The organism is Caulobacter sp. FWC26, from assembly GCF_002742645.2.
In the GTDB taxonomy this organism is placed as follows: domain Bacteria; phylum Pseudomonadota; class Alphaproteobacteria; order Caulobacterales; family Caulobacteraceae; genus Caulobacter.
In genome coordinates this window covers 2,287,897-2,311,441 of the sequence record NZ_CP033875.1, presented here as the reverse complement: position 1 = coordinate 2,311,441, position 23,545 = coordinate 2,287,897, and the positions used below count along the sequence as shown (strand labels likewise).

Here is a 23,545-nt window from a genome sequence, read left to right as displayed (position 1 = left end):
CCAGGTTTCAACCAACCGCAGGTCTCGTGGACAGCGGTCCGAAAGGCCAGGGGTCTTAGCGGTGGCATTGTATAGCGCCATTTTCGCCTGCGGCTTTCAGTAACGGTTACAGCGATCGCGGTCTTGAGCATCATGCGCGTATGGACCCGCGTGATTCCGCTTTGGACCCTGTCGCCGTCGCCTATGTCCGCGCTCTGCTGCGGCCCAAGCAGCGTGCCCAGAAAATGGGGCCGGTGCTGGCGGCCGCAGCCTTTGCCGCGTTCTGCGCGCTCAGCTTCGCCACGGTCATGGTGCTGGCGCCGCCTGCGGTCACGCAGCACATTCCGGACGACCGGCTGGGCGGTCCCGAGCGGGGAATGCAGCCCTAAGGCTCAGCTGAATCGCCAGGCCTCTTCGGCGGCGCGCTTCAGGGCGCGGGACTTGTGCAGAGTCTCGTCGTATTCGGCGTCAGGATCGCTGTCGGCGACGATGCCGCCACCGGCCTGGACGTACATCATGCCGTCCTTCACCAGCGCCGTGCGCAACACGATGCAGGTGTCGACCGCGCCGTCCGCGCCGAAATAGCCCACTGCGCCAGCGTAGCCGATACCGCGTTTTTCGACCTCGAGTTCGTCGATGATCTCCATGGCGCGGACCTTTGGCGCGCCAGACAGCGTGCCGGCGGGCAGGGCCGCCATCAGGACATCGACGGGATCGACGCCCTCGGGCGCCGTGCCCTCGACGTTCGAGACGATATGCATCACGTGGCTGTAGCGCTCGATCGTGAAGCTCTCGGTGACCCGCACATTAGGCCCCTTGGGGCGCGTCTGTTCCGGCGGAGCGTTACGGCCGTGCTGGTTCAGCATCGCCACCCGGCCCACGTCGTTGCGACCCAGGTCGAGCAGCATCAGGTGCTCGGCGCGTTCCTTCGGGTCGGCCAACAGTTCGCGCTCCAGCGCTGCGTCTTCTTCCGGCGTCGCCCCGCGCGGTCGCGTACCGGCGATCGGCCGGATCGTGATCTTGCCGTCGCGCAGCCGCACCAGGATCTCGGGACTGGAGCCGACCAGGTTGAACCCATCCAGGTTCAGGAAAAACAGGAACGGCGATGGGTTGGTCCGCCGCAGCGAGCGATAGAGCGCGAAGGGCGGCAAATCGAACGGTGCGCGGAAGCGATGGCTGGCGACGACCTGAAAGATGTCGCCGGCGGCGATGTAGTCCTTGGCCTTGGCGACCACCTCGGCGTAGTCCGCGCGGCTGACCGGCGTGGTGAAGTCCATGGGACCACGCGGCGCACGGGGGGCGTCATGCGCCAAGGGACGATGCAGATCGGCGATCACGGTTTCGATGCGGGCGCGCGCCTGATCGTGGGCCGTCTTGGCCGAGACCCCCGCCTGAGGCCGCACCGTCGTCGTCAGGATGATTTCCTGGGCGATAGCGTCGAACACCGCGACGATGGACGGGCGGGTCATGATCCCGTCGGGCAGGTTCAGAGTGTCCGGATTGATGTTGGGAAGGCGCTCGACGAGGCGCACCAGATCATAGCCCAGCGCTCCGAACACGCCGGCGGCCATCGGCGGCAAGCCTTTCGGGAGCTCCATCCGCGAACGCGCGACCAAGTCGCGCAAGCTGTCGAGCGCCCCGCCGGGCTGGGGCGTGAATCGTCCGGCGGCGATATCGTCACCCTCGGCGATTTCAGCCTGGTCGCCACGGCAACGCCAGACGAGGTCCGGGTTCATCGTCACGATCGAGTAGCGACCGCGCCATGCCCCGCCTTCGACGCTCTCGAACAGGAAGCTGTAGGGCCGCGCCTGTGCGATCTTCAGATAGGCTGAGACGGGCGTCTCCAGATCGTCGATCAGACGCGTCCAGACGACTTGTTGCCGTCCGGCGTCATAGGCTTCCGAAAAGGCCTCGAACGCGGGCTCCAGGCTCATTACTCGGCCTTCTTTCCGGCCTTGGCGGCTTCGGCCTTGGCCAGGGCGTCGGTGTCGACTCCGATCGCCTGACGCGCCAGGGTGAGGTTGCTCTTAGTCTTCATCTGGGTCTTGGCGACCAGGCGCGTGGCCTCGGCCAGATCCCGCATCAAGCCATTGGCGGCTTGGCCCTCGGTGAGCACCGCAATCTGCGCGACATTCGCCGTCGGCGCGGCGCGAACCGCATCGAGCTTGGCGACCACATACGCTTCGCCCTGCTGGCCGGCGCGGGCGGTGAAGATCGCGCCGGGTTTGGCGGTGAAGGCGGCGCCGAGGAACTCGGTTCCCAGGCCCATATGTTGCTGGGCGTTCTGGCGGGTCAGGCCCCCCGGGATCTTCTGGACCTTCGATTGCGCCGAGGCGGCGACCGTTTCCAGGCTCTCACCCTTCTTGACGCGCGCCGCCAGCTCATCGGCCTTGGCCTTCATGCGCTTGGCCATTTCCTGGCCCATCCAGACGGCGGTTAGCTGCGGCTTGATTTCGGCCAGAGGTGGCAGCGCCGCCGGAACGATGCGCTCGACGCGCACGGCGTAATAGTCGCCCTTGCCCAGTTCGACCAATTCGCTCTCGCCGCCCTGCGACAGGTCGAACGCCGTCTTGACAATATCGGGCGTCAGGCCGGCGACCGGCTGCCCCATCTGGTCGGTTCCTTGCGCCGTGACGGGAGCGGTCGTGATGACCAGGGCCCCGGCCTTGCTGGCGGCCGAGACGAGGTCGGCGCCGGCGTCTCGCGCATCCTGATAGGTCTGGGTCTGGTCATAGGCCTTGGCCTGAGCCGCCTGAGCGCGAACCTCGGCCTCGATCTGCGGACGCACGCTTTCCAGCGTGGCGACCGCGCCCGGATTGATCTTGGTGACCTTGACGACGGCGACGCCTAGATCGCCGGTGATCGGTCCGCTGACCTGGCCAGCGGCCAGGGCGAAGGCGGCTTCGGCGACCTTGCGGTCCGGCACGGCGGTCTTCGGCTTGTCCGTCAGGACCAGCGGGGTCTTGCCGTAGGCCTTGGCGACGGCGGCCGGGTCTTCGCCCTTGGCCAGACGCTGTGAGATCGTCGCAGCGGCCTTCGCGTCAGGCGCGGCGATCTGGATGATGGTCCGCGTCTCGGGCTTGGCCAGGCTGTCCTTGCGGAAGTCGAAGGCCTTCTGGACCTCGGCCGGATCGACGGTCACCGTCGGTTCCAAGGCGGGTGCGCTGACGCGCATGATCGACAGCACGCGCGTCTCGGGGCGCGTCAGGCGGTCGGCGTTCTCTTTCATGAACGCCATCAGCTGCGCGTCGGTCGGGGCGCCGGGGCGCTGGACCGAGGCCGGGTTCACCGCGAAGGCTGAGATGTCACGCGCTTCCAGCAGGTAAGCGCCTTGCAGCGCGGCGTAGATGCGCGGCGCTTTCAGGCCGTCGGCGATGGCGGAGAAGAAATGCGTTTGGGCGATCTCGTCGCGCAGCGAAGCCTCGTAAGCCTGCGGCGTGATGCCGTTTTGCTGCATCAGAGCCGCGTAAGCGCGGGAATCAAACTTGCCGGTGATCGGATCGAAAGGACGCGTCGTCGGCGGCAACTGGCTCATCTGCTGATGCACCGTGTCGGCGACCAGCTTGTCAGACGGCGCGACGCCCGCTTGCTGGAGGGCGGCGGCCAACGACTCCTGGAGCATCAGTTCCTGGACGATCTGGCGATCAACGCCTTGCTCGACGGCCTGGTCCGGCGTCAGGGTCGTGCCGTTCCGCTGCTCCATGGCCTTGCGATAGTTGTCGAAGCGCTGCTTGAAGTCGGCGGCGCTCATGGAGCGCGACCCGGCGCTAATGACGCCCGATCCCTTGGGTCCCTTGAACACGTCGCTGATGCCGAACACGGCGAAGCTGACGATCAGCAGGCCAAAGAGCACGACCGCGAAGGGTGATTTGGCGAGTTTGCGGAAACCGGCGAGCATGAGCGCGAAAACCTTCCAGACGGACCATCGCGCCTGCGGGCGCGAGGATCGAGAGCAAGCGGGTATAGTAGAGCCGCAGGCGAGGGGGCAAGCGGCGTGGGCTTGACTTCCCAAAGGAGCATGACCCCAAGAAGGCGCTCATGACCCTTTCAAGCACGACGCCCCGGCCGCTGATCGCCGGAAACTGGAAGATGAACGGCCTTTCGGCCGCGCTCGAAGAGGCCCGCGCCGTGGCTGCGGCTCTCGAAGCCGAGCCGGCGGTCGCCCGCATCGCCATCTTTCCTCCCGCCACCCTCCTGGACCGCCTCAGCCAAGCGCTGGAAGGGTCCCAGGTCCTGACGGGCGGACAGGATTGTCACGAGAAAACTAGCGGCGCGCATACCGGCGACATCGCCGCCGAGATGATCGCCGACGCAGGCGGAAAACTGGTGATCTGCGGCCACTCCGAACGGCGCACCGATCACGGCGAAACCTCTGCGCGGGTGGCGAGCAAGGCCGAAGCCGCCATCGCGGCGGGGCTGGAGCCGATCGTCTGTGTCGGAGAGACGCTGGCGACGCGCGAAGCGGGCGACGCCGTGTGCTTTGTCGTTCAGCAGGTGCGCGAGTCGCTGCCCGCCACGTTGGCTGGTAAAGCCTTTGGCGTCGCCTATGAGCCGCTGTGGGCGATCGGCACGGGCAAAACCGCGTCGGTCGACAACATTGTCGAAATGCACGCGGCGATCCGCGCCGAGCTCGTGTCGATCTTCGGTGAGGAGGGCGCGCTTGTGCCGATCCTCTACGGCGGCTCGGTAAAGCCAGAGAACGCCGGCCAGATTCTCTCGGCGCCCGAGGTCGGGGGCGCGCTTGTCGGCGGCGCTTCGTTGAAAGCGAGTGACTTTCTGGCGATTATCCGCGCGGCTAGGACCTGAAGCTTCTTCCAAGGACGGGCCGTGCCTGCGCACGGTCCGTCCCAGAATCCTTGACATCGCGGCGCCCACGTGCGCCTTACCGCGCCTTGCAAATCAGCGCGTATTCAAGACTTTCATGACCTCCATGCACGCCTATCGCACCCATAACTGCGGCGCTCTGCGCGCTTCCGACACCGGCGCGGCCGTGCGGCTGTCGGGCTGGATCCATCGCAAGCGCGACCACGGCGGTCTGGTCTTCATCGACCTGCGCGACCATTATGGCCTGACCCAGCTGGTCCTGCACCCCGAAACGCCCGGCTTCAACGTCGTCGAACGCCTCCGCGCCGAGAGCGTGATCCGCGTCGACGGCGAGGTCATCGCCCGCGACGCCAGCGTCGTGAATCCGAACCTTCCGACCGGTGAGATCGAGATCCGCGTTTCGGCCGTGGAGGTGCTGTCCGAGGCCGCCGAACTGCCGCTGCCGGTCTTTGGCGAGCCGGACTATCCGGAAGAGATCCGCCTCAAGCACCGCTATCTCGACCTGCGTCGCGAGACGCTGCACAAGAACATCGTCCTGCGCTCGCGCGTGATTCAGTCGATCCGCAACCGCATGTTTGCGCAGGGCTTCAACGAGTTCCAGACGCCGATCCTGACGGCCAGCTCGCCGGAAGGTGCGCGCGACTTCCTGGTGCCGTCGCGTCTGCACCCCGAAAAGTTCTACGCGCTGCCCCAGGCGCCCCAGCAGTTCAAGCAGCTGCTGATGGTCTCGGGCTTCGATCGCTACTTCCAGATCGCGCCCTGCTTCCGCGATGAAGACCTGCGCGCCGACCGTTCGCTGGAATTCTACCAACTCGACGTCGAAATGAGCTTCGTCACGCAGGAAGACGTGTTTGCGGCGATCGAGCCGGTGATGCATGGCGTGTTCGAGGAGTTCTCGAACGGTAAGCCGGTGTCGCCGATCGACCAGACCCACACCTTCACCAACGACTTTGGCCAATCGTTCGAGCACAAGGGCTTCGAGCGCCTGACCTATGCTCAGGCGATGGCCTGGTACGGCAGCGACAAGCCGGACCTGCGCAATCCCATCAAGATGCAGAACGTCTCGGAGCACTTCCGGAACGGCGGCTTTGGCCTGTTCGCCAAGATCCTGGGCGCCGACGTCAAGAATCAGGTCTGGGCGATTCCGGCCCCGACCGGCGGCAGCCGCGCCTTCTGCGACCGCATGAACAGCTGGGCCCAAGGCGAAGGCCAGCCGGGTCTCGGCTACGTCTTCTGGTCGGAAGACCAGGGCGGCTGGGGCGGCCCGATCGCTAAGAACCTGGGCGAGCCGACCCAAGCCCTCATGGAATCGCTGGGCCTTGGCGCCGGTGACGCCGCCTTCTTTGTGGCCGGCGACCCGGCCGTGTTCGCCAAGTTCGCGGGCCTGGCCCGCACGCGCGTCGGCACGGAGCTGAAGCTGGTTGACGAGAACCAGTTCAAGTTCTGCTGGATTGTGGACTTCCCGATGTTCGAGTGGAACGAGGACGAGAAGAAGGTCGACTTCAGCCACAATCCGTTCTCGATGCCGCAGGGTGGTCTGGAGGCCCTGGAGACCCAGGATCCGCTGATCATCCGCGCCTACCAGTACGACATCGTCTGCAACGGTTACGAGCTGTGCTCGGGCGCGATCCGGAACCACAAGCCGGAGATCATGCTGAAGGCCTTCGCCACCGCCGGCTACGGCCCCGAAGTGGTCGAGGAGCAGTTCGGCGGCATGCTCAACGCCTTCCGCTATGGCGCGCCGCCGCACGGCGGTCTGGCGCCCGGCATCGACCGCATCGTCATGCTGCTGGCCGACCAGGTCGCCATCCGCGAAGTGATCGCCTTCCCGCTGAACCAGCAGGGCCAGGACCTGCTGATGAACGCACCGGCCAACGTGCTCGACAAGCAGCTCAAGGAGCTGCACATCCGCACCGCCCCCCCGATCAAGGTCTAGCGTCGGATCAGTCGTCTGCGAAAAAGCCCTCCGGTCACCAGGCCGGAGGGCTTTTTTGTTTGTACCGATGATCGTTGATTATCGCGAAGACTTTGGCGGCTTCGGCGGCGCCGGCGGGGCCGGGGGCGCCTTGGGGACTGCACGCAACAGCATGAAATGCTGGCCGCCGCGCAAGCCATTGCAGGGACGGACGCTCAGCCCCGACGGCAGGCGCGTGCTGCTGTCGCCGCAGGCCTCGTCCAACTGCTCCTGATCCAGGCCTCGCGCGCTCGACAGATCGGCGCCGGCGAGATTGACCATGGTCAGGTCGGCGTTGCGAAAGTCCGCGCCGTTGAAGATTGCGCCGCGCAGGTTCGAGCCGGTCAGGTCGGCGTTCTGGAACCGGGCGCCGTCGAAGCGCGCGCCTTGAAAGTTGGCGTGATTGATGTCGGCGTTCGAGAAGTCGGCGTCGCGCGCATTGGAGCCCGACAGGTTGGCGGCGATCAGTTCCGCGTTGGTGAAACGGGCCTTATTCAGGTTGGCGCCGACCATGTTGGCGGCGTGCAACTCGGATGAGGAAAGATCCACACGAACCAGAGCGGCCTGGGTGAAATTGGCGCCGCTGCTCTCGACCCCAGACATGCGGGCGTCGGTGAAGTTAGCGCGAGTGAAGTTGGCGCCGCGCATCTCGGCGCCGCGCAGGTCGGCGCGGCTGAGGTCGGCCCAGCCGAAGTCCGAACCGTAGAACATCGCGCCGCGCAGGTCGGCGCCGATCAGCACGGCCTTGCTGAAGTTCGCACCGGTGAACTTGGCGTTCATCAGCTTGCGGCCGGCGAGATCGCAGTTGGCGCACATGCCGCCAAAGGACGTCAGTCGGGCGACATCCTTATCTTCGCCACGCGCATGGGCCTGGCTGGTCATGGCCAGCAAGCTCAGCGTCAAGGCGGCGATGGAAACGCCCAAGCGGGACATAGACTTCTCCGTGCAGTCCATACGCGACTGTGTGAGTTACGGTTTGAACCGTCGAAGGACCAGAGACCACTTAAATCGCGGTAATGACGGGGATTTAACGGCAGCGGGGAATGGACAGGCCGCGTGGCAGCAATGTGGAGTCGTCGCCGCAAGCCTGACTCAACTGCCCTTGTTTCAGACCCATCGCGCGGTCCATTTCGGCGCCGGAGAAATTGACACCCGAAAGCTTCGCTCCCGACAGGTTGGCGCCTTGCAGATAGGCGCCGACGAAGCTGGCGTTGGTGAGGTCCGCGCGCGCGAAGCTGGCGCCGGTGAACACTGCGCCGTAGGCGTTGACGTCTCGCAGATCGCCACCGGCGAAGCTGGTTCGGTTCATGATGGCGGTCGACAAATCCGCCTGCCGTAGGCGCGCGCCCGCGAGGTTCTTGCTCTTCAAGGTCAGGTTGGAGAGATCAGCCTGGAACAGATTGCATCGCGGGCAATGGGCGCCGTTGCGCACGGCGGCGATCTGGCCGGCGTTCTGGGCGCTGACGGGCGACGCGGCGGACAACGCCAAGCCAAACGAGGCGGCGACGAGCAGGGCGTTCGGTTTCATTCTGGCGCAGGTCCTGAGCGAAAAGGCGTCATTGTAGCGTGGGCTAGCAAGCTTAACGCCAACCGAACGGCGTCACGAGGACGCCAGCGGTCCCGGGCGTTCGGATTGCGCGCCGCAGGTGTCGCAGACGGTCAGGCCACCGCGCCGGACCAGCGAGAGGTCGCCGCAGGCCGGACACATCTCGCCATCCGCGCCTGGTCGCTCCGCCCCCTCGACTCGTCGACGTCCGAAGCTGGCGAAGACCAGGTTGTCCGGCGTGGCTCCACGGGAAAAGCCCTTTGATATGAAGCGACTGGCGGGGACAGGATCGGTCTCGGCGTCATCCAGGTCATCGTCGGAGAGACGTTTTCCGGAGCCAAGCCCGTCGGCGTTGAACTCGCTGGGGTCGCCATTGGCGAGGTCGTCGCGACCCAGATATGACACCCCCAATTCGCGGAAGATGTAGTCCAGGATCGAGGTCGCCGACTTGATGGAGTCGTTGCCCGTGACAGGGCCCGCCGGCTCGAACTTTGTGTAGACGAAGGCGTCGACGAACTCGTCCAGAGGCACGCCGTGCTGCAGGCCGAGCGAAACGGCGATGGCGAAGTTGTTCATCAGGCTTCGGAAGGCCGCGCCTTCCTTGTGCATGTCGATGAACAGCTCGCCCAGCTCGCCATCCTCATATTCGCCGGTGTGCAGATAGACCTTGTGACCACCCACGGCGGCCTTCTGGATATAACCCTTGCGGCGATCCGGCAGGCGGCGTCGAGAACGGTCACGCTCGACGATTTTCTCGACCACCCTTTCGGTGACGACCGGCTCGCGCGATGGGGCAGGGCGCGGCGCTTCGGCCGTGGGCTCCTCGGGAAGATCCAGCTTGAAGTCGGACGGAGTCGGCGCGCGTTTCAAGCGCAGGGCGCGGACGCCGGCGCGGGCCGCCGCTGCTTGGGCGCGGACTGCGTCCGCCGGCCGCGAGTCGTGAGCGATGGGCACTGTGACGGCAGTCGGCAGGCAGGCGAAGCTCTCGACGGCCGCCAGCATCGCCAGCCGGTCGGCGAAGGCCGGCGCTTCGACCGAGCGAAAGGCCTCGCGCAGTTCGGGGTTCAGCGCCTCGCAGTCGCCCAGGGTTCCGGCGCCCAGGGCATGACGCTCGGCGGTGGCGATCTCCGTCGTGGAAAAATCGGCGAAGGCCAGGGTGTCGAAGTCGCGACGCGCGACATCCTCGGCCGACGCGCCCAGCACGTCCCGGAGGAAACCCGCGCCCACGACGGCGGGCGCGAAGGCGGCGCGGATGCCGTGATGCTCGCGCAGGGCGTTTTCGGCCTTCTCGATCTCATGGGCGGTGAAGCCGCGCGCCTGCAGCATGGCGTGATCGATCGCCGGGCTTTCGGTGAGCGATCCATGACCCAGCGCATGCCGGCGGGCGGCGTCGAGATCGACACCCTCGCTGGAAAGGGCCTCGAAGGCCGCCGGGCTGAAGCTCGGCAGCAGGAAGCCGTCCAGGGTTTGGGAGACCGACACCGGCGCCATGGCGCCGGCAGCGCCCACGGGTGCGCCGCCCAATCGAAGCGTCGCCTCCGCGTCGGCGAACGGACCGACCAGAGCAGCCGAGCGCAGACCATGTTTGCGCGCCAGGGCGTGGGCTGTCGCGAGCGCGGCGGCGGCCTCCGTCGCGAGCGCTGAGCGGAGCGCGGCCGCGCGAACGCGTCGCTCGGCGATGGTTTTCAGAACGCCTTGGCGATCCTGGGCGAAGATCGGATCTTGCCCCATGACCGCCGCCGCCTCGGCGCTGGCCGATAGCGCGGCGCCGACGGCCAGGGCCCACAGGGCGGCCGCGCCGTCGCGACCTTCGACGGTGGTCTGCGCGTAGCCCTGGCTGAGCAGGCAGTCGCCGACACCCGCCAGGGACAGTCGGGCAGGGCGTTCTCCCCGATCAAGCTCCAGCGCGGTCGCCCAAAGATGGCAGACGAAGGTGAAGCGCTCGATGTCGAACCCGTCGGCGTCCAGAAAGGCGCTGGCGTCGATCGCCGCGCCCAGTGCGGCCCCTCGCGACAGGGCGTCGGCGTCAAAGGGCGACAGGGCTAGGGTGAGATCGCCCGTCTCCCAGCCCAGCTGCGCGGCGAGGCAAGCGGCCTCGTCGCCAGCCGATACCGCCTGGCGCATGGCCGCCGCCACCATCGCGGGGCCACGCGCACGTTCCAGGTCCGAGAGGGCTGGGCGGGGCATGTCCGCCGTGGCGATGGCGTCGAGAATGGTCCGGTCGTCAGCGCCAAGCTCGCGGGCCTTTCGCGCGGCGCGGGCCAGGGCCGGGTTCTTACGGACGTCGGAGCAGGCCCGGCTGTCGCCCTGGCAGCGCCGAACAGCGTCTGCGACCTGATCGAGCGCGGCGTTCAGGCGCGCCGCCGCCTGGACAGCGAGATCGCCGCTCCGGCGCTTGACCAGAATCTCGCGAGCCTGGGTCTGGAATTCGAATTCCGAGATATCAGGAAGCAACTGAAGGCTTGGCTGTCCCTGGGTCGGGGTCGCGATCCCCGACAGCATGGTGGTCAGCAACGCCTCGCGGAAAGCGTCGGCGTCGGCCTTGTCGCCGAAGAGGCCCTTCGAGAGACCAAGTTGCGCGACGCGCGCCGCGTAGCGCGCCGGACCGCCGCCGAGCGGCGCCTTCGGCTCGACCTCTCCAGCCCAATCCAGCCAGGCCTCGACCCGGGCGTCCGACCATGAAGAGGGGGCGGAAACGACCTCGACATGATCCGCGCGCTCCAGGTCGCGCCATTCCATCGCGGGAACAAGACCTGCGGCTTTGGCGGAGGGGCGCATGGGCGTTTCCTGGTCGGGCTGCCAGCTTGAGTGCTTACCAAATCCCTAACGCGTGATTCCACGCGTCCGGAACGGACGTAAGGTCGCACCATACGCTAGAGCGTTGGTTGCGCTCTCTCAATAGATGTTGCGGGTCGGGATGAGCTAATCCACAAGATGTTGAAGCTGGCCGCCGCCGGTGCGCGGCTGGACGGTGACGGCGCGGGGCGCTATGGTCCCGCCGCTTCGCCGCGTTCGTCGCGGCCGCGCAAAGCCTTGCAGATTCAGGTGCGAACGTAGTGCTGAAAGCGATCTTCACGTGGTGGAACGGCGCGACCCTTGGTCAGCGTTTTCACATTGGCCGCCGCGGCGTCTTCGTGGGCCAGGATGACTACGGCAACCGCTATTTCGAGGCGCGCGACAACAGCGACAGCTATGACGAGCGCAAGCGCCGCTGGGTGATCTACAACGGCTACGCCGAAGCCTCGAAGGTGCCGGCCGAATGGAGCGGTTGGCTGCACTACACCCTCGACGAGCCCCCAACGCGCGCGCCGCTGCCGCGTCGTGGCTGGGAGAAGGACACGCTGCCGAACCTGACGGGCACCGTGCACGCCTGGCGTCCGAAGGGCTCGCTGGCCCGGGGCGGCGAACGTCCCGCGGCCACCAGCGACTATCAAGCCTGGTCGCCGGAATAGGCGCGATGACGCCCCGGGCGTCCCTGATCGCGATCGTCAGCATCCTTTCCGGCTTGGCCGTGACGGGTATGGCGGTCGCGCGTCAGTCAAACGCCCCATCGGCTCAGACCCCGCCGGCCGCGCCGCAAGCGCCCGCCGCCCAGACGCCCAGGCCCACGCCAGCGCCGCCGGTGAGCGAGCTGCGCCCGGCTCAACCAACCCAGGTAACGCCGGCGATCGCCAATCCCAATCCGCCGGCCTCGCCGCCGGCGGGCAAGGCGACGGCCGTGAAGCCGACCACGCCTGCTACCGCCACGACCGCGAAGCCGGTGGAGCCGACGAAGCGTGGACGATACGCGGTGGCGATCCTCCAGGCTCTGGACAAGGTCACCACCGAGACCATGCGGTTCGAGGTCCCGATCGGCCAGCCGATCCGCTATAAGACCCTGATCTTCACCGTCCGCGCCTGCGAGACTGCAGCCGCTGACGAGGTCGCGCCGGAATCGGCGGCCTATGTCGTCGTCGACACCCAGCCAAAGGCGCAAGCCGGCCGCGCGGCTCCGCCCGGGCGCCAGATCTACAAGGGGTGGATGTACGCCAGCTCGCCGGGCCTGAACCCGTTGCAGCACCCGGTCTATGACGCCTGGCTGATCGCCTGCAAGCAGTCGATCCCGGTCGCGCCGGCCGCCAAGCCGTAGAAGTCTCCCTGCGTCGCCAGGGCCTTGGATAGCCGGCGGCGATAGTCCGCCCGGGTGATTTCCGTGACGCCGAACTGAGCCAGATGCTCGGTGAGAAACTGGGTGTCCAGCAATTCGTAGCCGCCCGCGATCAAGCGCGCGACGAGGTGGACCAGCGCCACCTTGCTGGCGTCGCGCGCGGTCGAGAACATGCTTTCGCCGAAGAAGGCCCCACCCAGTGATACGCCATAGAGGCCGCCGACAAGCTCGTCGCCGAGCCAGGTCTCGACGCTGTGGGCAAGGCCGCGGGCGTAAAGTTGGCCATAGAGCCGCTGGATGGGGTGGTTGATCCAGGTGTCGAGCCGCCCAGGCCGCGAGGCGGCGCAGCTCTCGATTACCGCGTCGAAGGCGGTGTCCACGCGGACCTCATAGGGTCCGTTGCGAACCGTGCGGCCTAGGCGCTTGGGAATATGAAAAGTCCCGAGCGGCAGCACGCCGCGCCGCTCGGGATCAATCAGAAAGAGGCTCTCGTCCTCGCGCGCGTCTGCCATCGGAAAGACACCGCGCGCATAGCAGGCGATAAGGTCGTCGACCGTGAAGGCGTCGTCCATCGCCAGCCTCGGATCAGGCTTCTTGAGCTTTGATCCAGCGCTCCAGCCAGTGGATGTTGTAGTCCCCGGCCAGGATGTCGGGCTGCACCAGCAGGTCTTGGAAGAGCGGAATCGTGGTTTCGACGCCGCCGACCACCATCTCGCCCAAACAACGCTTCAGGCGCGCGATGCACTCTGCGCGGTCGCGTCCATGGACGATCAGCTTGCCGATCAGGCTGTCGTAGTAAGGCGGGATCGCGTAGCCGGTGTAGATCGCCGAATCCAGGCGAACACCCAGGCCGCCCGGGGCGTGGAAGTCGGTGATCGTGCCCGGCGAAGGCGTGAAGGTTCGGGCGTTCTCGGCGTTGATCCGGCACTCGATGGCGTGGCCTTCGAAGACGACGTCTTCCTGCGTAAACGACAGCGGCAGGCCGGCGGCGATGCGGATCTGCTCGCGCACCAGGTCGATGCCGGTGATCGCCTCCGTGACAGGGTGCTCGACCTGCAGGCGGGTGTTCATCTCGATGAAGAAGAACTCGTCGTTCTCCCACAGGAACTCGATGGTCCCGACGCCGAGGTAGCCGATGGCCTTCACCGCATCGACGACGATCTTGCCGATCTTGGCGCGCCCTTCGGCCGACAGGGCGGGCGAGGGGGCTTCCTCCAGCACCTTCTGGTGGCGACGCTGGAGCGAGCAGTCGCGTTCGCCTAGATGCACCACGTTGCCGTGGCTGTCGGCGATGACCTGCAGCTCGATGTGGCGCGGCTTCTGGAGGTAGCGCTCCATATAGACCGTGTCGTCGCCGAAGGCGGCGCGGGCCTCGGCGCGGGCGGTCGAGACCGCTTCGGCCAGATCTTCACGCGTCTGGGCGACCTTCATGCCGCGACCGCCGCCGCCGGCGGCGGCCTTGATCAGCACCGGGAAGCCGATCTTCTCGGCGGCCTCGAAGGCTTCTTCCTCGGTGGAGACGCCGCCGTCCGAGCCGGGGACGACCGGAATGCCGGCGTCTTTGACGGCCTGCTTGGCGGTGATCTTGTCGCCCATCATCCGGATGTGTTCGGGCTTGGGGCCGATGAAGGTGAAGCCGTGCGCGCCGACAATCTCGGCGAAGCGGGCGTTCTCGGACAGGAAGCCATAGCCCGGATGGATCGCCTGGGCGCCGGTGATCTCGGCGGCCGCGATGATCGACGGGATGTTGAGGTAGCTCTTGGCGGCGGGCGCCGGGCCGATGCAGACGCTTTCGTCAGCCAGGCGCACCCACATGGAGTTGCGGTCGGCCTCGGAATGCACGGCCACGGTGGCGATGCCCATTTCCTTACAGGCGCGGTGAACCCGGAGCGCGATCTCGCCCCGGTTCGCGATGAGAATCTTGTCGAACATGAGCGTTACTCGATGACGACGAGCGGCTCGCCGAACTCGACGGGCTGGGCGTCGGCGACCAGGATCTCGACGATCTTGCCGGCCTTCGGGGCCGAGATCGGGTTCATGGTCTTCATGGCTTCGACAATCAGCAGCGTCTGGCCGGCCGACACGGTGTCGCCAACCTTGACGAACGGATCGGCGCCCGGCTGCGGCGACAAGTAGGCCGTGCCGACCATCGGCGACTTCACGGCGTCGCCGCGCGCTGCGGCGGGGGCAGGGGCGACATCGGCCGCCGGAGCGGGCGCGGCGGCGGAAGCCGCGACGGGCGCCGGCGCATAGGCCGGCGCGGCCGCCTGGACGTAGTTGACGGGCGCGGCGGTCAGTTCACGGGCGACGCGGATCTTCAGGCCGGCATGCTCGACTTCGATCTCGGAAAGGCCCGTGTCCTTCAGGATGTCCGCGATCTTGCGGACCAGACGGGCGTCGATCGCGGGAGCTTCGACCGGATCGGCGGGGGCCTTGGGGTTCGACATGGAAGCTTACCTTGTTCTTCTGAAGCGTCGGGCGGCGGAAAACGCCGGACGTTATCGTTGCTATTCGCGGATCAGGCCGAAGGCGGCCTCGATCGCCAGTTCGTAACTCGCCGCGCCGAACCCGGAGACGATCCCCGTGGCCGCCAGCGAAACGTAGGTGTGGCGGCGGAATTCCTCCCTCGCCGCCGGGTTGGACAGATGGCACTCGATTACAGGGATGCTCAAGGTCTTGAGCGCGTCCAGCAGCGCGATCGAGGTATGGCCGTAGCCAGCCGGATTGATAATCAGCACCGAGGCCGACTCACGCGCCTCGTGCACCCAATCGATCAGCACGCCTTCATGGTTGGACTGGCGGAAAACCACCGAAACGCCACGCGAAGCCGCCCGCGCCTCGCAGCGCGTCCGGACATCATCGAGGGTGTCCCTGCCGTAAATCTCGGGCTCGCGTGTTCCCAACAGGTTGAGGTTGGGGCCGCTCAGCACGTGGATCGGTTTTACCATGCGGCTCCGCCGTCGATTCCGGGAGGTCTTGTATAGCCGCTTCCGCCGGGTCACAAGCACGGCTCGCGTCGGAGGAGAGATGAAGCTTTTACTGAACGGGGAAGAGCGGGACGTGGCGGACGTGATCACGATCGCCGATCTGGTGTCCGCCCTGGGGCTGAACGCGCGCAAGGTGGCTATCGAGCGCAACCTCGAGATCGCGCCGCGCTCCAGTTATGCCGACACAGCTTTGGTCGACGGCGACCGGATCGAGATCGTCACTTTTATCGGCGGCGGTTGATCCTGCGTATTTGAAACGGCGGCTGACGGGGCGTAAACCAGCCGCATGAACGCGCATGTTACCCCCGACTCCGTCACCGCTGACAGCGACGAGACCTGGACCGTCGCCGGCCGCACCTTCCGCTCGCGCCTGATCGTCGGCACGGGCAAGTATAAGGACTATGCGACCAACGCCGCCGCCGCTCGTGCGGCCGGCGCCGAGATCGTGACGGTGGCCGTGCGCCGCGTGAACCTGACCGATCCGACCCAGCCTCTGCTGGTCGACTACGTCAAGCCGACCGAGTTCACCTACCTTCCGAACACTGCCGGCTGCTTCACCGGCGAGGACGCGGTGCGCACCCTGCGCCTGGCCCGCGAGGCCGGCGGCTGGGACCTGGTCAAGCTGGAGGTCCTCAGCGATCCCAAGACCCTGTTCCCGGACATGGAAGAGACCCTGCGCTCACTGAAGCTGCTGGTCGCCGACGGCTTCCAGGTGATGGTCTACTGCTCGGATGACCCCGTCTACGCCAAGAAATTGGAAGAGGCCGGCGCGGTGGCGATCATGCCGCTGGGCGCGCCGATCGGCTCGGGGCTCGGCATCCAGAACCGCGTGAACCTGCGGATCATCGTCGAGAACGCCAAGGTGCCGGTGCTGGTCGACGCCGGGGTCGGCACGGCCTCGGACGCAGCGATCGGCATGGAGCTGGGCTGCGACGCCATCCTGATGAACACCGCCATCGCCGAAGCCAAGGATCCGATCCGCATGGCCAAGGCGATGAAGCACGCGGTAATCGCCGGCCGCGAGGCCTACCTCGCCGGCCGGATGCAGAAGCGGCTCTACGCCGATCCGAGCTCGCCGCTGGCGGGGCTGATCTAAGCCGCCCCTTCTCCCCCCCATGGGGGAGGAGCGCCGTAGGTGCGGAGGGGGCTTGTGTGGTTCGGCAAGCGCCGCTTTGCCCCCACCTGACCGCGCTTTGCGCGGTCGGCCGCCCCCAGAGGGGGCGGAAGGATCGTTATCAACCCGCCTTGGCCTTGCTGGCCCGCGTCTGCTCGATCGCCAACTTGAGAGCGTTGATGTCGGCGCCGGGAATGAGCGTGTCGCCGACGATGAAGGCGGGCGTGCCCGACAGGTTTAGCGTCCGCGCCAGCGCCTCGGTATCGGCCAGATGCTGAGTGACGCCCTGACTTTCGCCGACCGCCTTGGCCTTGTCCATGTCGATGCCGAGCCCCTTGGCGATGCGCAGCGCGCCGGCCGCGTCGAGGGCGTTCTCGGCCATCAGCGCCTTGTGCAGTTCCAGACTCTTGCCCTGGTCCTTGGCGCCCAAAGCGATGCGGGCGGCGGCCTCGCTGTCGTTGCCGAAGATCACGAAGTCCTTCAGCACCAGGCGAATGTCGGAGTTCTTCTGGACGAGGTCGAGAACCTCCGGCGCCGCGTGGCGGCAGTAGCCGCAGCGGTAGTCGAAGAACTCGGTGACGGTGATCGTCCCGGCCGGATTGATGACGATGTCGCGGGGGTCACGCTCGATCGCCTGCCGGTACTCGCCGATGGCCTTCTGGGAAGAAACCGCCTGCTGAGCCGCCTGCTTTTCCTGCAGCTTCTGGCTGGCCTCCATCAGCACTTCGGGGTGCTCCAGCAGATAGGCGCGCACCTTCTCGCCAAAAGCCTTGTCAGGCTTGCCCTGGTCACAGCCGGCAAGAACGGTTCCCGTGAGGGCCAGCGGGAGCACAACGGTCGCGGCGCGACGAAGCAGGGTCATCGAAATCTCTAGAATCGAAGGGCCAATTACAGGCCGGGAGGGGATGAGGTCAGACCGTCCTTGGCCAGGTCCTTGAGGTCCTGGTTGGACGGCCGGGAGGCGAGGACGATATCGGTCGCGCGACGCCAGTCCGGCGTGTTCTTGGTCAGCAGCTCCCGGGCGCGCATCGCGAACACCTTGGCTTCGCGAACGGCTCCGAGCGAGAAGTACTGTTCGGCCGTCGCCAGGCGCGCCTCGCCATCCTTCTTCTGCTTGTCGTAGGCCTGGGCCAGAAGGCGCCAGGTCACCGAGTTGTCCGGCTCGTTCAGCAGGCTGCGCTTCAGTTCTTGAACGCCTTCCTCAACCTTCTTGGGGTCATTCAGGCTGATCAGCGTCTGGCCCAGATTGATCCTCAGCAGGGCGGCGTCGGGCTTGAGCGCGACCGAGCGCCGCTGAGGTTCCTCGGCTTGTTCGACCCGATTGAATTCGAAGAGGATTTGGCCCTTCAGCTCCCAAAGATAGGGATTGTCGGGGTGGTCGGCGATCATGGCGTCCACCAGTTTCAGGGCCCGGTCGGGCTCCTTCATCTGGTAATAGGCGATCGCCCGCGCGTAGCGAGCCGGGAAGCCGGTGTCGGTTTCCTTGTACTTCATCAAGGCGATCTGCGGGTTCAGGAACCCCTCGAGCTTGGCCTTCATGATCTCGTGGCGCGCCAGGTCCTCCGGCGTATCCACGGCGTTGTAGTGCGGCAGGCGCTCGACACGACTGCGCAGGACCTCGATCCGTTCCGAAGACAGCGGGTGGCTGCGGAAGTAGGCGAAACGGCGAGCTTGGTCGAACACTTCCTGGTAGCGGAAGTTGTCGAAGAACTCGACGAGGCCGCGGCCCGACTGGCCGGTGGCTTCGAGGAACCCGGCGCCAGCCTGGTCGGCTCGGGACTCCTGTTCACGGCTGTAGCCCAGGGCGCCCAGGGCGCCAGCGTACTGAGCATTGCCGATCAGGGCCGCGCCGGCGTCCGGCGCGCCGGCCAGGGCGGCCAAGACGCCGAGCCCCATGGTCAGGATCATCGGCTTGAGACCGGCGCGCATCATTTCGTCCGAGCGGATGGGATGGCCGCCGGCCAGATGTCCCGTCTCGTGCGCGATGACGCCGCGCAACTGGTTGGGGTTTTCGGTCTGCAAGATCAGGCCGGTGTTGAGGCCCATCTGCAGGCCTTGCGTCGCAAACGCGTTCAGCGACTTGTCGCCGACGATTAGAATCCGGACGTTGTTGGGGTCGAGGCCGGCCGCTGCGAAGATCGGTGCGGAGTCGCGATGCAGGATCTCTTCGATCTCGGTGTCCCGGATCAGCGAGGGCCCGTCACTCTGCGCTTTTGCAGGTTGAGGCGCAGAAACCGTGGACGCGAGCACGGCGAGGGCGCAAAGCGCCCCACCCAATCTCTTACTGGCCCGCCCACTACGCGAGGTCATCAAGTGATCTCCAGATCGCGCCCCCGCGAACCCTGACCAATCTAACTTGGATCGTAAAGTCGAGGGAACAAGGGTCTGCTCGGTCCCGCAAAAGAATTCGGCCCGCACGCCGGAAAGACGCGCGGGCCGATTTCGGTCACCGTTACCGGCGCCACCAGCCGCGACGCGGCTTTTCGGGCGGCGTGGTGATTTCGTTCGGGTCGGGCTCGGCAGGCTTGGCCTCTTCGACAGGCGCGACCTCGACGACGGGCTCAGGCTCGGACGCAACTTCCACCGCAGGCGCGGGCGGAGCGACCTCGACAGCTTCGGGCTCGCTGGCTTCGATCGTGACCTCGGGCGTCATCTCCGTGACCTCAAGCGTCTCCACGACCTCGACTGTCTCAGCGGTCTTCTTGGCGCGCGAGCGGGTGCGCTTGGGTTTCTTGGGCGCTTCCTCGACTTCCGGGAGTTCGACCCAGACGTCGGTCGGCGGGGCGGCGATCACAGGCGGCGCCAAGATCGGAGCCTCGAAGGGCTCAGTCGGTTCGGCGGCCGCGCTTTCAACGGGCGAGGCGTCGACGACCGGCGCTTCATCGCGCTGACGGCGGCCACGATCGCGACCGCGACGACCGCGCTCACGGCTGGGGCGTTCTTCACGCTCCGTACGTTCAGGGCGCGCAACAGCCTCAGTTGGCGCCTGGGCGCGGGCCTCAGCGGCAGGGCGACGCGACTCGCCGCCCCCGACCAGCGCAGCGGGATCATGCCAGGTGAAGACATTCTCGCCGAAGGGCACGCGCGGACGGATCCACACGAACGCATCCGACGGGCGATCACCGTCCTCGCGACCCCCACGGCGGCCGCCACGGCGGCCACGGCGGCGGCGGCGCCGGGCGCCCTCGTCGTCGTCGCCGAAGTCGACGCGGTCGTCGTCGGCGCCGTCGCCAGCGGCGTTGTCGTCCTCTTCCTCGCCCTCGATCTCGCTGTCGCGATCATCGCGTCGGCCCCGGCCCCGGCTCCGGTCGCGGCGACCACGACGACCCTTGCGGTCACCGCGATCGTCTTCGCGCGCCTGCTTGCGCGCGGAGGCGTCGTCGTCGTCGGTGTTCTCGCGATCGATGTCATCCTCGTCTTCGGGGATGATCTCGTCTTCCTCTTCCTCGTCCTCGTAGGCCGTGGGGTCGAAATCGTCGTCTTCGTCGACAAACGGCGGCGGAGGCACGGCGATCCGTTCGCCCAGCTCAGTGCGCTCGATCTCCTGGTCGCCGCCGTGCAGGCTGTCATCGACCACGACCGACACGAACAGGCCATGCGTGGCCAGCAGGCGCTGAAGATAGTCGCGCTTTTCGTTCAGGATGTAGAGGCCAACCGAGCGCGAGACCTTCAGGATCACGCTGCCCGAGCCCTTCAGGGCCTCGGCCTCGACCGCGCGCAAGGCGGCCAGGGCGCTGGACTCCACAGAGCGAACGCGGCCAGTGCCTTCGCAGTGTTCGCAGACATGGGTGGTGCCTTCCAGCACGCCGGTGCGGCGGCGCTGACGGCTGATCTCCATGAGGCCAAAGCCCGAGATCTTGCCCATTTGGATACGGGCGCGGTCGTCCTTCAGGGCGTCCTTCAGGACCTTCTCGACCGTGCGGTTGTTCTTGGCCTCATCCATGTCGATGAAGTCGATGACGATCAGGCCGGCCAGGTCGCGCAGGCGCAGCTGGCGTGCGGCCTCTTCGGCGGCTTCGCAGTTGGTCTTCAGCGCGGTGGCTTCGATGTTCCGTTCGCGCGTGGCCTTGCCCGAGTTGACGTCGATAGCGACCAGGGCTTCGGTCTGGTTGATCACCAGATAGCCGCCGGAGCGCAGCGGCACGACCGGCGAATAGATCTGGGCCAGATGGTCCTCAATCTTGTGCTTGACGAACAGCGGCGTCGGATCGCGGTAGTTGAAGACCTTCTTGGCCTGGCTCGGCATCAGCATGCGCATGAAGTCGCGCGCTTCCTTATAGCCGGCGTCGCCCTCGACCCAGATGCCGTCCAGGTCCTTGTCATACATGTCGCGGATGGCGCGCTTGACGAGGTCTTCTTCCTCGTAGATCAGCGCCGGCGCGATCGAGTGCAGCGTGTTCTCGCGGATGTTTTCCCACAGACGCAGCAGATATTCGTAGTCGCGCTTGATCTCGGCCTTGGTGCGCTTGGCGCCCGCCGTGCGGACGATCAGGCCCATGCCCTGCGGCACGTCCAGGCTCTGGACGACGCTCTTCAGGCGCTTGCGGTCGGTGACCGCCGTGATCTTGCGGCTGATGCCGCCGCCCCGGGCGGTGTTGGGCATCAGGACGCCGTAGCGGCCCGCCAAGGAGAGGTAGGTGGTCAGGGCCGCGCCCTTGTTGCCGCGCTCTTCCTTGACGACCTGGACCAGCATGATCTGCCGGCGGCGGATTACTTCCTGGATCTTGTACTTGCGCATCAGCCGGCGCTTGCGGCGCGCCAGCTCTTCTTCGACGTCATCCTCGTCGTCGTCGACCGCGTGTTCGCCGCCGTTGACGTCGTCTTCGTCGTCACCGCCCGAAGCGCGGCGCGAGATCGGAGTGTCGTCCTCGTCGTCGCCCGAGTCATCGCGCATCAGCGCTTCGCGGTCGGCGACCGGGATCTGGTAGTAGTCCGGGTGGATTTCGTTGAACGCCAGGAAGCCGTGGCGGTTGCCGCCATACTCGATGAACGCAGCCTGGAGGCTGGGTTCGACGCGGGTTACCTTGGCGAGGTAGATGTTTCCACGAAGTTGTTTGCGGGTCTGGCTCTCGAAATCGAACTCTTCAACCCGGGTTCCGTCCACGACGACCACACGCGTCTCTTCGGCGTGTGCTGCGTCGATCAGCATCTTCTTCGACATAAAGGAAGTCTCCACGGCGCGCATCGGACGCAAGGTCCCGTCGCCGATATGAATGAGGGGCGCGCGCGTCGCCGTCCGTCGCTCCGCCAGCGCGGGTGCGAGAGGTCGGATGCCAGTGGCGGACGGGTGCGGCGCAGCCCATGCGGTTTCGTTTTTCCCTAACCGCGCAGCAAAGCGCGGATTGGAGTGTTTTGCCTGTCGCGCCAATAGTGGCGCGGATCGGATGGCGCGTCGTCGCCGGAGGGCGTTTGAGCCCGACGCGGGCCCCGCGGCGTGATGTCTCGGCAGGCGTCTTGCCCGTCAGGTCGACCACGTCTCGAACACTATCTAGTCTGCCGCCCCCGCGACGAAAGTGGGTCTAGGCCACATTCGACGCCTGAGCGGCTCACGCAAAATCGTGACGATCACGGAATTCGCGCGCGGCGGGACTGTAGCCACATTGGCGCGCAAAAGAAAAGGTTTCGCGAGGCGATCCCGACTTAACCCTTTCGCTACCGCGCCTGAACGATATTGACGGCCAATTCACCAGTTCCGGGTATCGCGAGCGGAAATGCGTAGGAGTCTCATCAGTTTCGCTCGTATGGGCTGGGTCAGGGCGATCCTGATCGTCGGCGGTTTGACCGTCGCCGGCGTGGCTGTCGCCACCGCGAACGGCTCCGCACCGCCGGCCGGCGTCCAGAAGGTTCGCTTCGGTGGGGATCGCCAGGAAACCCGCGTGGTGATCGATCTGGATCGCGCCGCCGCCGGCAAGCTCATCGCCGACGGCATGGCCGACCAGCGCCTCGTCATCGGGCTGCCGAACGTCATGGTTTCAGGCGAGCTGCAAGGGGCCGGCCAAGGGCTGGTCAAGCGCTGGCTGATCGACGAGGCGGCCGGCGGCGCACGCTTGCGGCTGGATCTCGCCGGCAAGGCGGAGGTCCGTCGACGGTTTCTGCTGCCGCCCGGCGACGGCGCGACGGCCTATCGCTATGTCATCGACCTCAAAGCCGTGGACGCCGTCGCCGTCGCACCGGCGCCGCGTCTCAGCCTGACGGAAACGCCGGCCAAGGCCCCGCCGCTTCGTCTCAAGAAGGTGGTCGTCATCGACGCCGGCCATGGCGGCAAGGACTCCGGCGCGTTGGGCGCCAATATCCACGAGAAGGAAGTCACCTTGGCCGCCGCCAAGGCGCTGAAAGAGCGTCTCGAACGCACCGGCCGCTTCCAGGTGGTGCTGACGCGCGAGACCGACACTTTCGTCCCGCTCGAATCGCGCGTGCAGATCGCCCGCCGGGCGGACGCCGATCTCTTCATCTCCCTACATGCTGACTCGGGGCCGGACGCCACGACGCGCGGCGCTTCGGTCTATACCCTCTCTGAGAAGGGCGCCGATCGCGTCGGCCGCGTCCTCGAGAAGGACGATTGGCTGATGAAGGCCAATCTGCCAGGCCGTGACCGCGCGGTCAGCCAAATCCTGCTCGACCTGTCGCAACGGGCGACCAAGAACCGCTCGGCCGCCTTCGCGCAACTGCTTCTGGCGAACGTGGGCGAGGAGACGCCTCTGCTGCGTCGCAGCCACCGGGACGCCGGATTTATTGTGCTGCTGGCGCCCGACGTGCCGGCGGTGCTTCTCGAAATGGGCTTCATCACCAATCCCGAGGACGAAGCGTTCCTATCGGCCAAAGCCAGCCGTGCGCGCCTGGTCGACGCGGTGGCGGACTCCATCGAGGCCTATTTCTCCTCGGGCCTGCGCAAGTCGTAAGCGACCGCGCTTCCCCTTTCAGCCATCGCGCTCTAATCACAGGGAAGATCGTTCGCGCCTCTATGGCTGGGGTGCGACCGCGAAACCGCTTACGG

General features: G+C 66.5%; 22 protein-coding genes. 9 read left to right on the top strand and 13 right to left on the bottom strand.

Going from position 1 to position 23,545, the window contains the following annotated elements:
* Positions 1-140 precede the first annotated feature (140 nt).
* Positions 141-368, top strand: coding sequence for a hypothetical protein (locus CSW63_RS23390; protein WP_062093326.1), 228 nt, complete (start codon positions 141-143; stop codon positions 366-368).
* 3 nt (positions 369-371) lie between these two features.
* Here CSW63_RS23390 and trpE read toward each other — a convergent pair whose 3' ends face one another.
* The gene (trpE, locus tag CSW63_RS12520; protein WP_062093325.1) at positions 372-1,913 is read right to left on the bottom strand and encodes an anthranilate synthase component I; all 1,542 of its coding nucleotides are present in this window, start codon (positions 1,911-1,913) and stop codon (positions 372-374) included.
* A complete protein-coding gene (locus CSW63_RS12515) occupies positions 1,913-3,877 on the bottom strand; it encodes a peptidylprolyl isomerase (protein ID WP_062093324.1) in 1,965 nt (654 codons plus the stop codon). The genes trpE and CSW63_RS12515 overlap by 1 nt, the downstream gene beginning before the upstream one ends.
* Before the next feature lie 140 nt (positions 3,878-4,017).
* Between CSW63_RS12515 and tpiA the strand changes: the two genes are divergently transcribed.
* Both tpiA and aspS read left to right on the top strand, forming a co-directional pair.
* Complete coding sequence (tpiA, locus tag CSW63_RS12510) at positions 4,018-4,785, top strand: triose-phosphate isomerase (protein ID WP_062093323.1); 768 nt, start codon at positions 4,018-4,020, stop codon at positions 4,783-4,785.
* A gap of 115 nt (positions 4,786-4,900) precedes the next feature.
* Positions 4,901-6,739, top strand: coding sequence for an aspartate--tRNA ligase (gene aspS, locus CSW63_RS12505; RefSeq protein WP_168193648.1), 1,839 nt, complete (start codon positions 4,901-4,903; stop codon positions 6,737-6,739).
* A 78-nt stretch (positions 6,740-6,817) separates the two neighbouring features.
* Here the strand turns inward: aspS and CSW63_RS12500 are convergent, their stop codons facing one another.
* The 3 genes from CSW63_RS12500 to CSW63_RS12490 form a co-directional block, all read right to left on the bottom strand.
* Entirely contained in the window at positions 6,818-7,690 is an 873-nt protein-coding gene (locus tag CSW63_RS12500; protein ID WP_062093322.1) for a pentapeptide repeat-containing protein, read from the bottom strand.
* Positions 7,691-7,784: 94 nt separating this feature from the next.
* The gene (locus CSW63_RS12495; protein WP_062093321.1) at positions 7,785-8,285 is read right to left on the bottom strand and encodes a pentapeptide repeat-containing protein; all 501 of its coding nucleotides are present in this window, start codon (positions 8,283-8,285) and stop codon (positions 7,785-7,787) included.
* Positions 8,286-8,357: 72 nt separating this feature from the next.
* The gene (locus CSW63_RS12490) at positions 8,358-11,081 is read right to left on the bottom strand and encodes a ribonucleotide reductase (protein ID WP_062093320.1); all 2,724 of its coding nucleotides are present in this window, start codon (positions 11,079-11,081) and stop codon (positions 8,358-8,360) included.
* A 156-nt stretch (positions 11,082-11,237) separates the two neighbouring features.
* On the opposite strand from CSW63_RS12490, the gene CSW63_RS23990 reads away from it, so the two are divergent.
* Genes CSW63_RS23990 through CSW63_RS12475 form a run of 3 tightly spaced genes read left to right on the top strand, consistent with a single transcriptional unit; the run spans position 11,238 to position 12,432 of the window.
* Positions 11,238-11,360 carry a hypothetical protein gene (locus CSW63_RS23990; RefSeq protein ID WP_062093319.1) on the top strand — a complete coding sequence of 41 codons (123 nt, stop codon included), beginning with the start codon at positions 11,238-11,240 and terminating at the stop codon, positions 11,358-11,360.
* Entirely contained in the window at positions 11,360-11,755 is a 396-nt protein-coding gene (locus tag CSW63_RS12480; protein ID WP_062093318.1) for an NADH:ubiquinone oxidoreductase subunit NDUFA12, read from the top strand. The genes CSW63_RS23990 and CSW63_RS12480 overlap by 1 nt, the downstream gene beginning before the upstream one ends.
* Before the next feature lie 5 nt (positions 11,756-11,760).
* Positions 11,761-12,432 (top strand): DUF2155 domain-containing protein, encoded by a 672-nt coding sequence (locus CSW63_RS12475; RefSeq protein WP_062093317.1) that lies wholly within the window; start codon positions 11,761-11,763, stop codon positions 12,430-12,432.
* Here CSW63_RS12475 and aat read toward each other — a convergent pair.
* From aat to aroQ, 4 genes are read right to left on the bottom strand one after another with little or no spacing between them, the layout of a single operon-like run.
* Entirely contained in the window at positions 12,369-13,022 is a 654-nt protein-coding gene (gene aat / locus CSW63_RS12470) for a leucyl/phenylalanyl-tRNA--protein transferase (RefSeq protein WP_062093316.1), read from the bottom strand. The two genes, CSW63_RS12475 and aat, sit on opposite strands and share 64 nt — an antisense overlap.
* A 13-nt stretch (positions 13,023-13,035) precedes the next feature.
* Positions 13,036-14,382, bottom strand: coding sequence for an acetyl-CoA carboxylase biotin carboxylase subunit (gene accC, locus CSW63_RS12465; RefSeq protein WP_062093315.1), 1,347 nt, complete (start codon positions 14,380-14,382; stop codon positions 13,036-13,038).
* Between the two features lie 5 nt (positions 14,383-14,387).
* A complete protein-coding gene (gene accB, locus CSW63_RS12460) occupies positions 14,388-14,897 on the bottom strand; it encodes an acetyl-CoA carboxylase biotin carboxyl carrier protein (protein ID WP_062093314.1) in 510 nt (169 codons plus the stop codon).
* Positions 14,898-14,957: 60 nt separating this feature from the next.
* Positions 14,958-15,398 carry a type II 3-dehydroquinate dehydratase gene (gene aroQ, locus CSW63_RS12455; protein ID WP_062093313.1) on the bottom strand — a complete coding sequence of 147 codons (441 nt, stop codon included), beginning with the start codon at positions 15,396-15,398 and terminating at the stop codon, positions 14,958-14,960.
* 79 nt (positions 15,399-15,477) lie between these two features.
* Here aroQ and thiS point away from each other — a divergent pair, with 79 nt between their 5' ends.
* A complete protein-coding gene (thiS, locus tag CSW63_RS23535; protein ID WP_062093312.1) occupies positions 15,478-15,678 on the top strand; it encodes a sulfur carrier protein ThiS in 201 nt (66 codons plus the stop codon).
* Between the two features lie 45 nt (positions 15,679-15,723).
* Positions 15,724-16,533, top strand: coding sequence for a thiazole synthase (locus CSW63_RS12450; protein WP_062093311.1), 810 nt, complete (start codon positions 15,724-15,726; stop codon positions 16,531-16,533).
* 139 nt (positions 16,534-16,672) lie between these two features.
* On the opposite strand, the gene CSW63_RS12445 is transcribed toward CSW63_RS12450, so the two are convergent.
* The 4 genes from CSW63_RS12445 to CSW63_RS12430 all read right to left on the bottom strand — a co-directional run bounded on the left by CSW63_RS12445 (position 16,673) and on the right by CSW63_RS12430 (position 21,854).
* Positions 16,673-17,413, bottom strand: a complete 741-nt coding sequence (locus tag CSW63_RS12445) for a DsbA family protein (protein ID WP_062093310.1) — start codon at positions 17,411-17,413, stop codon at positions 16,673-16,675.
* Between the two features lie 26 nt (positions 17,414-17,439).
* Positions 17,440-18,861 carry a M48 family metallopeptidase gene (locus CSW63_RS12440; RefSeq protein ID WP_062093309.1) on the bottom strand — a complete coding sequence of 474 codons (1,422 nt, stop codon included), beginning with the start codon at positions 18,859-18,861 and terminating at the stop codon, positions 17,440-17,442.
* A 142-nt stretch (positions 18,862-19,003) separates the two neighbouring features.
* Entirely contained in the window at positions 19,004-21,712 is a 2,709-nt protein-coding gene (locus tag CSW63_RS12435; protein ID WP_062093308.1) for a ribonuclease E/G, read from the bottom strand.
* The gene (locus CSW63_RS12430) at positions 21,636-21,854 is read right to left on the bottom strand and encodes a hypothetical protein (RefSeq protein ID WP_082749277.1); all 219 of its coding nucleotides are present in this window, start codon (positions 21,852-21,854) and stop codon (positions 21,636-21,638) included. Before CSW63_RS12430 ends, CSW63_RS12435 begins: the two co-directional genes overlap by 77 nt.
* Before the next feature lie 408 nt (positions 21,855-22,262).
* On the opposite strand from CSW63_RS12430, the gene CSW63_RS12425 reads away from it, so the two are divergent.
* Positions 22,263-23,450 (top strand): N-acetylmuramoyl-L-alanine amidase, encoded by a 1,188-nt coding sequence (locus CSW63_RS12425; RefSeq protein ID WP_062093307.1) that lies wholly within the window; start codon positions 22,263-22,265, stop codon positions 23,448-23,450.
* Positions 23,451-23,545 lie beyond the last annotated feature (95 nt).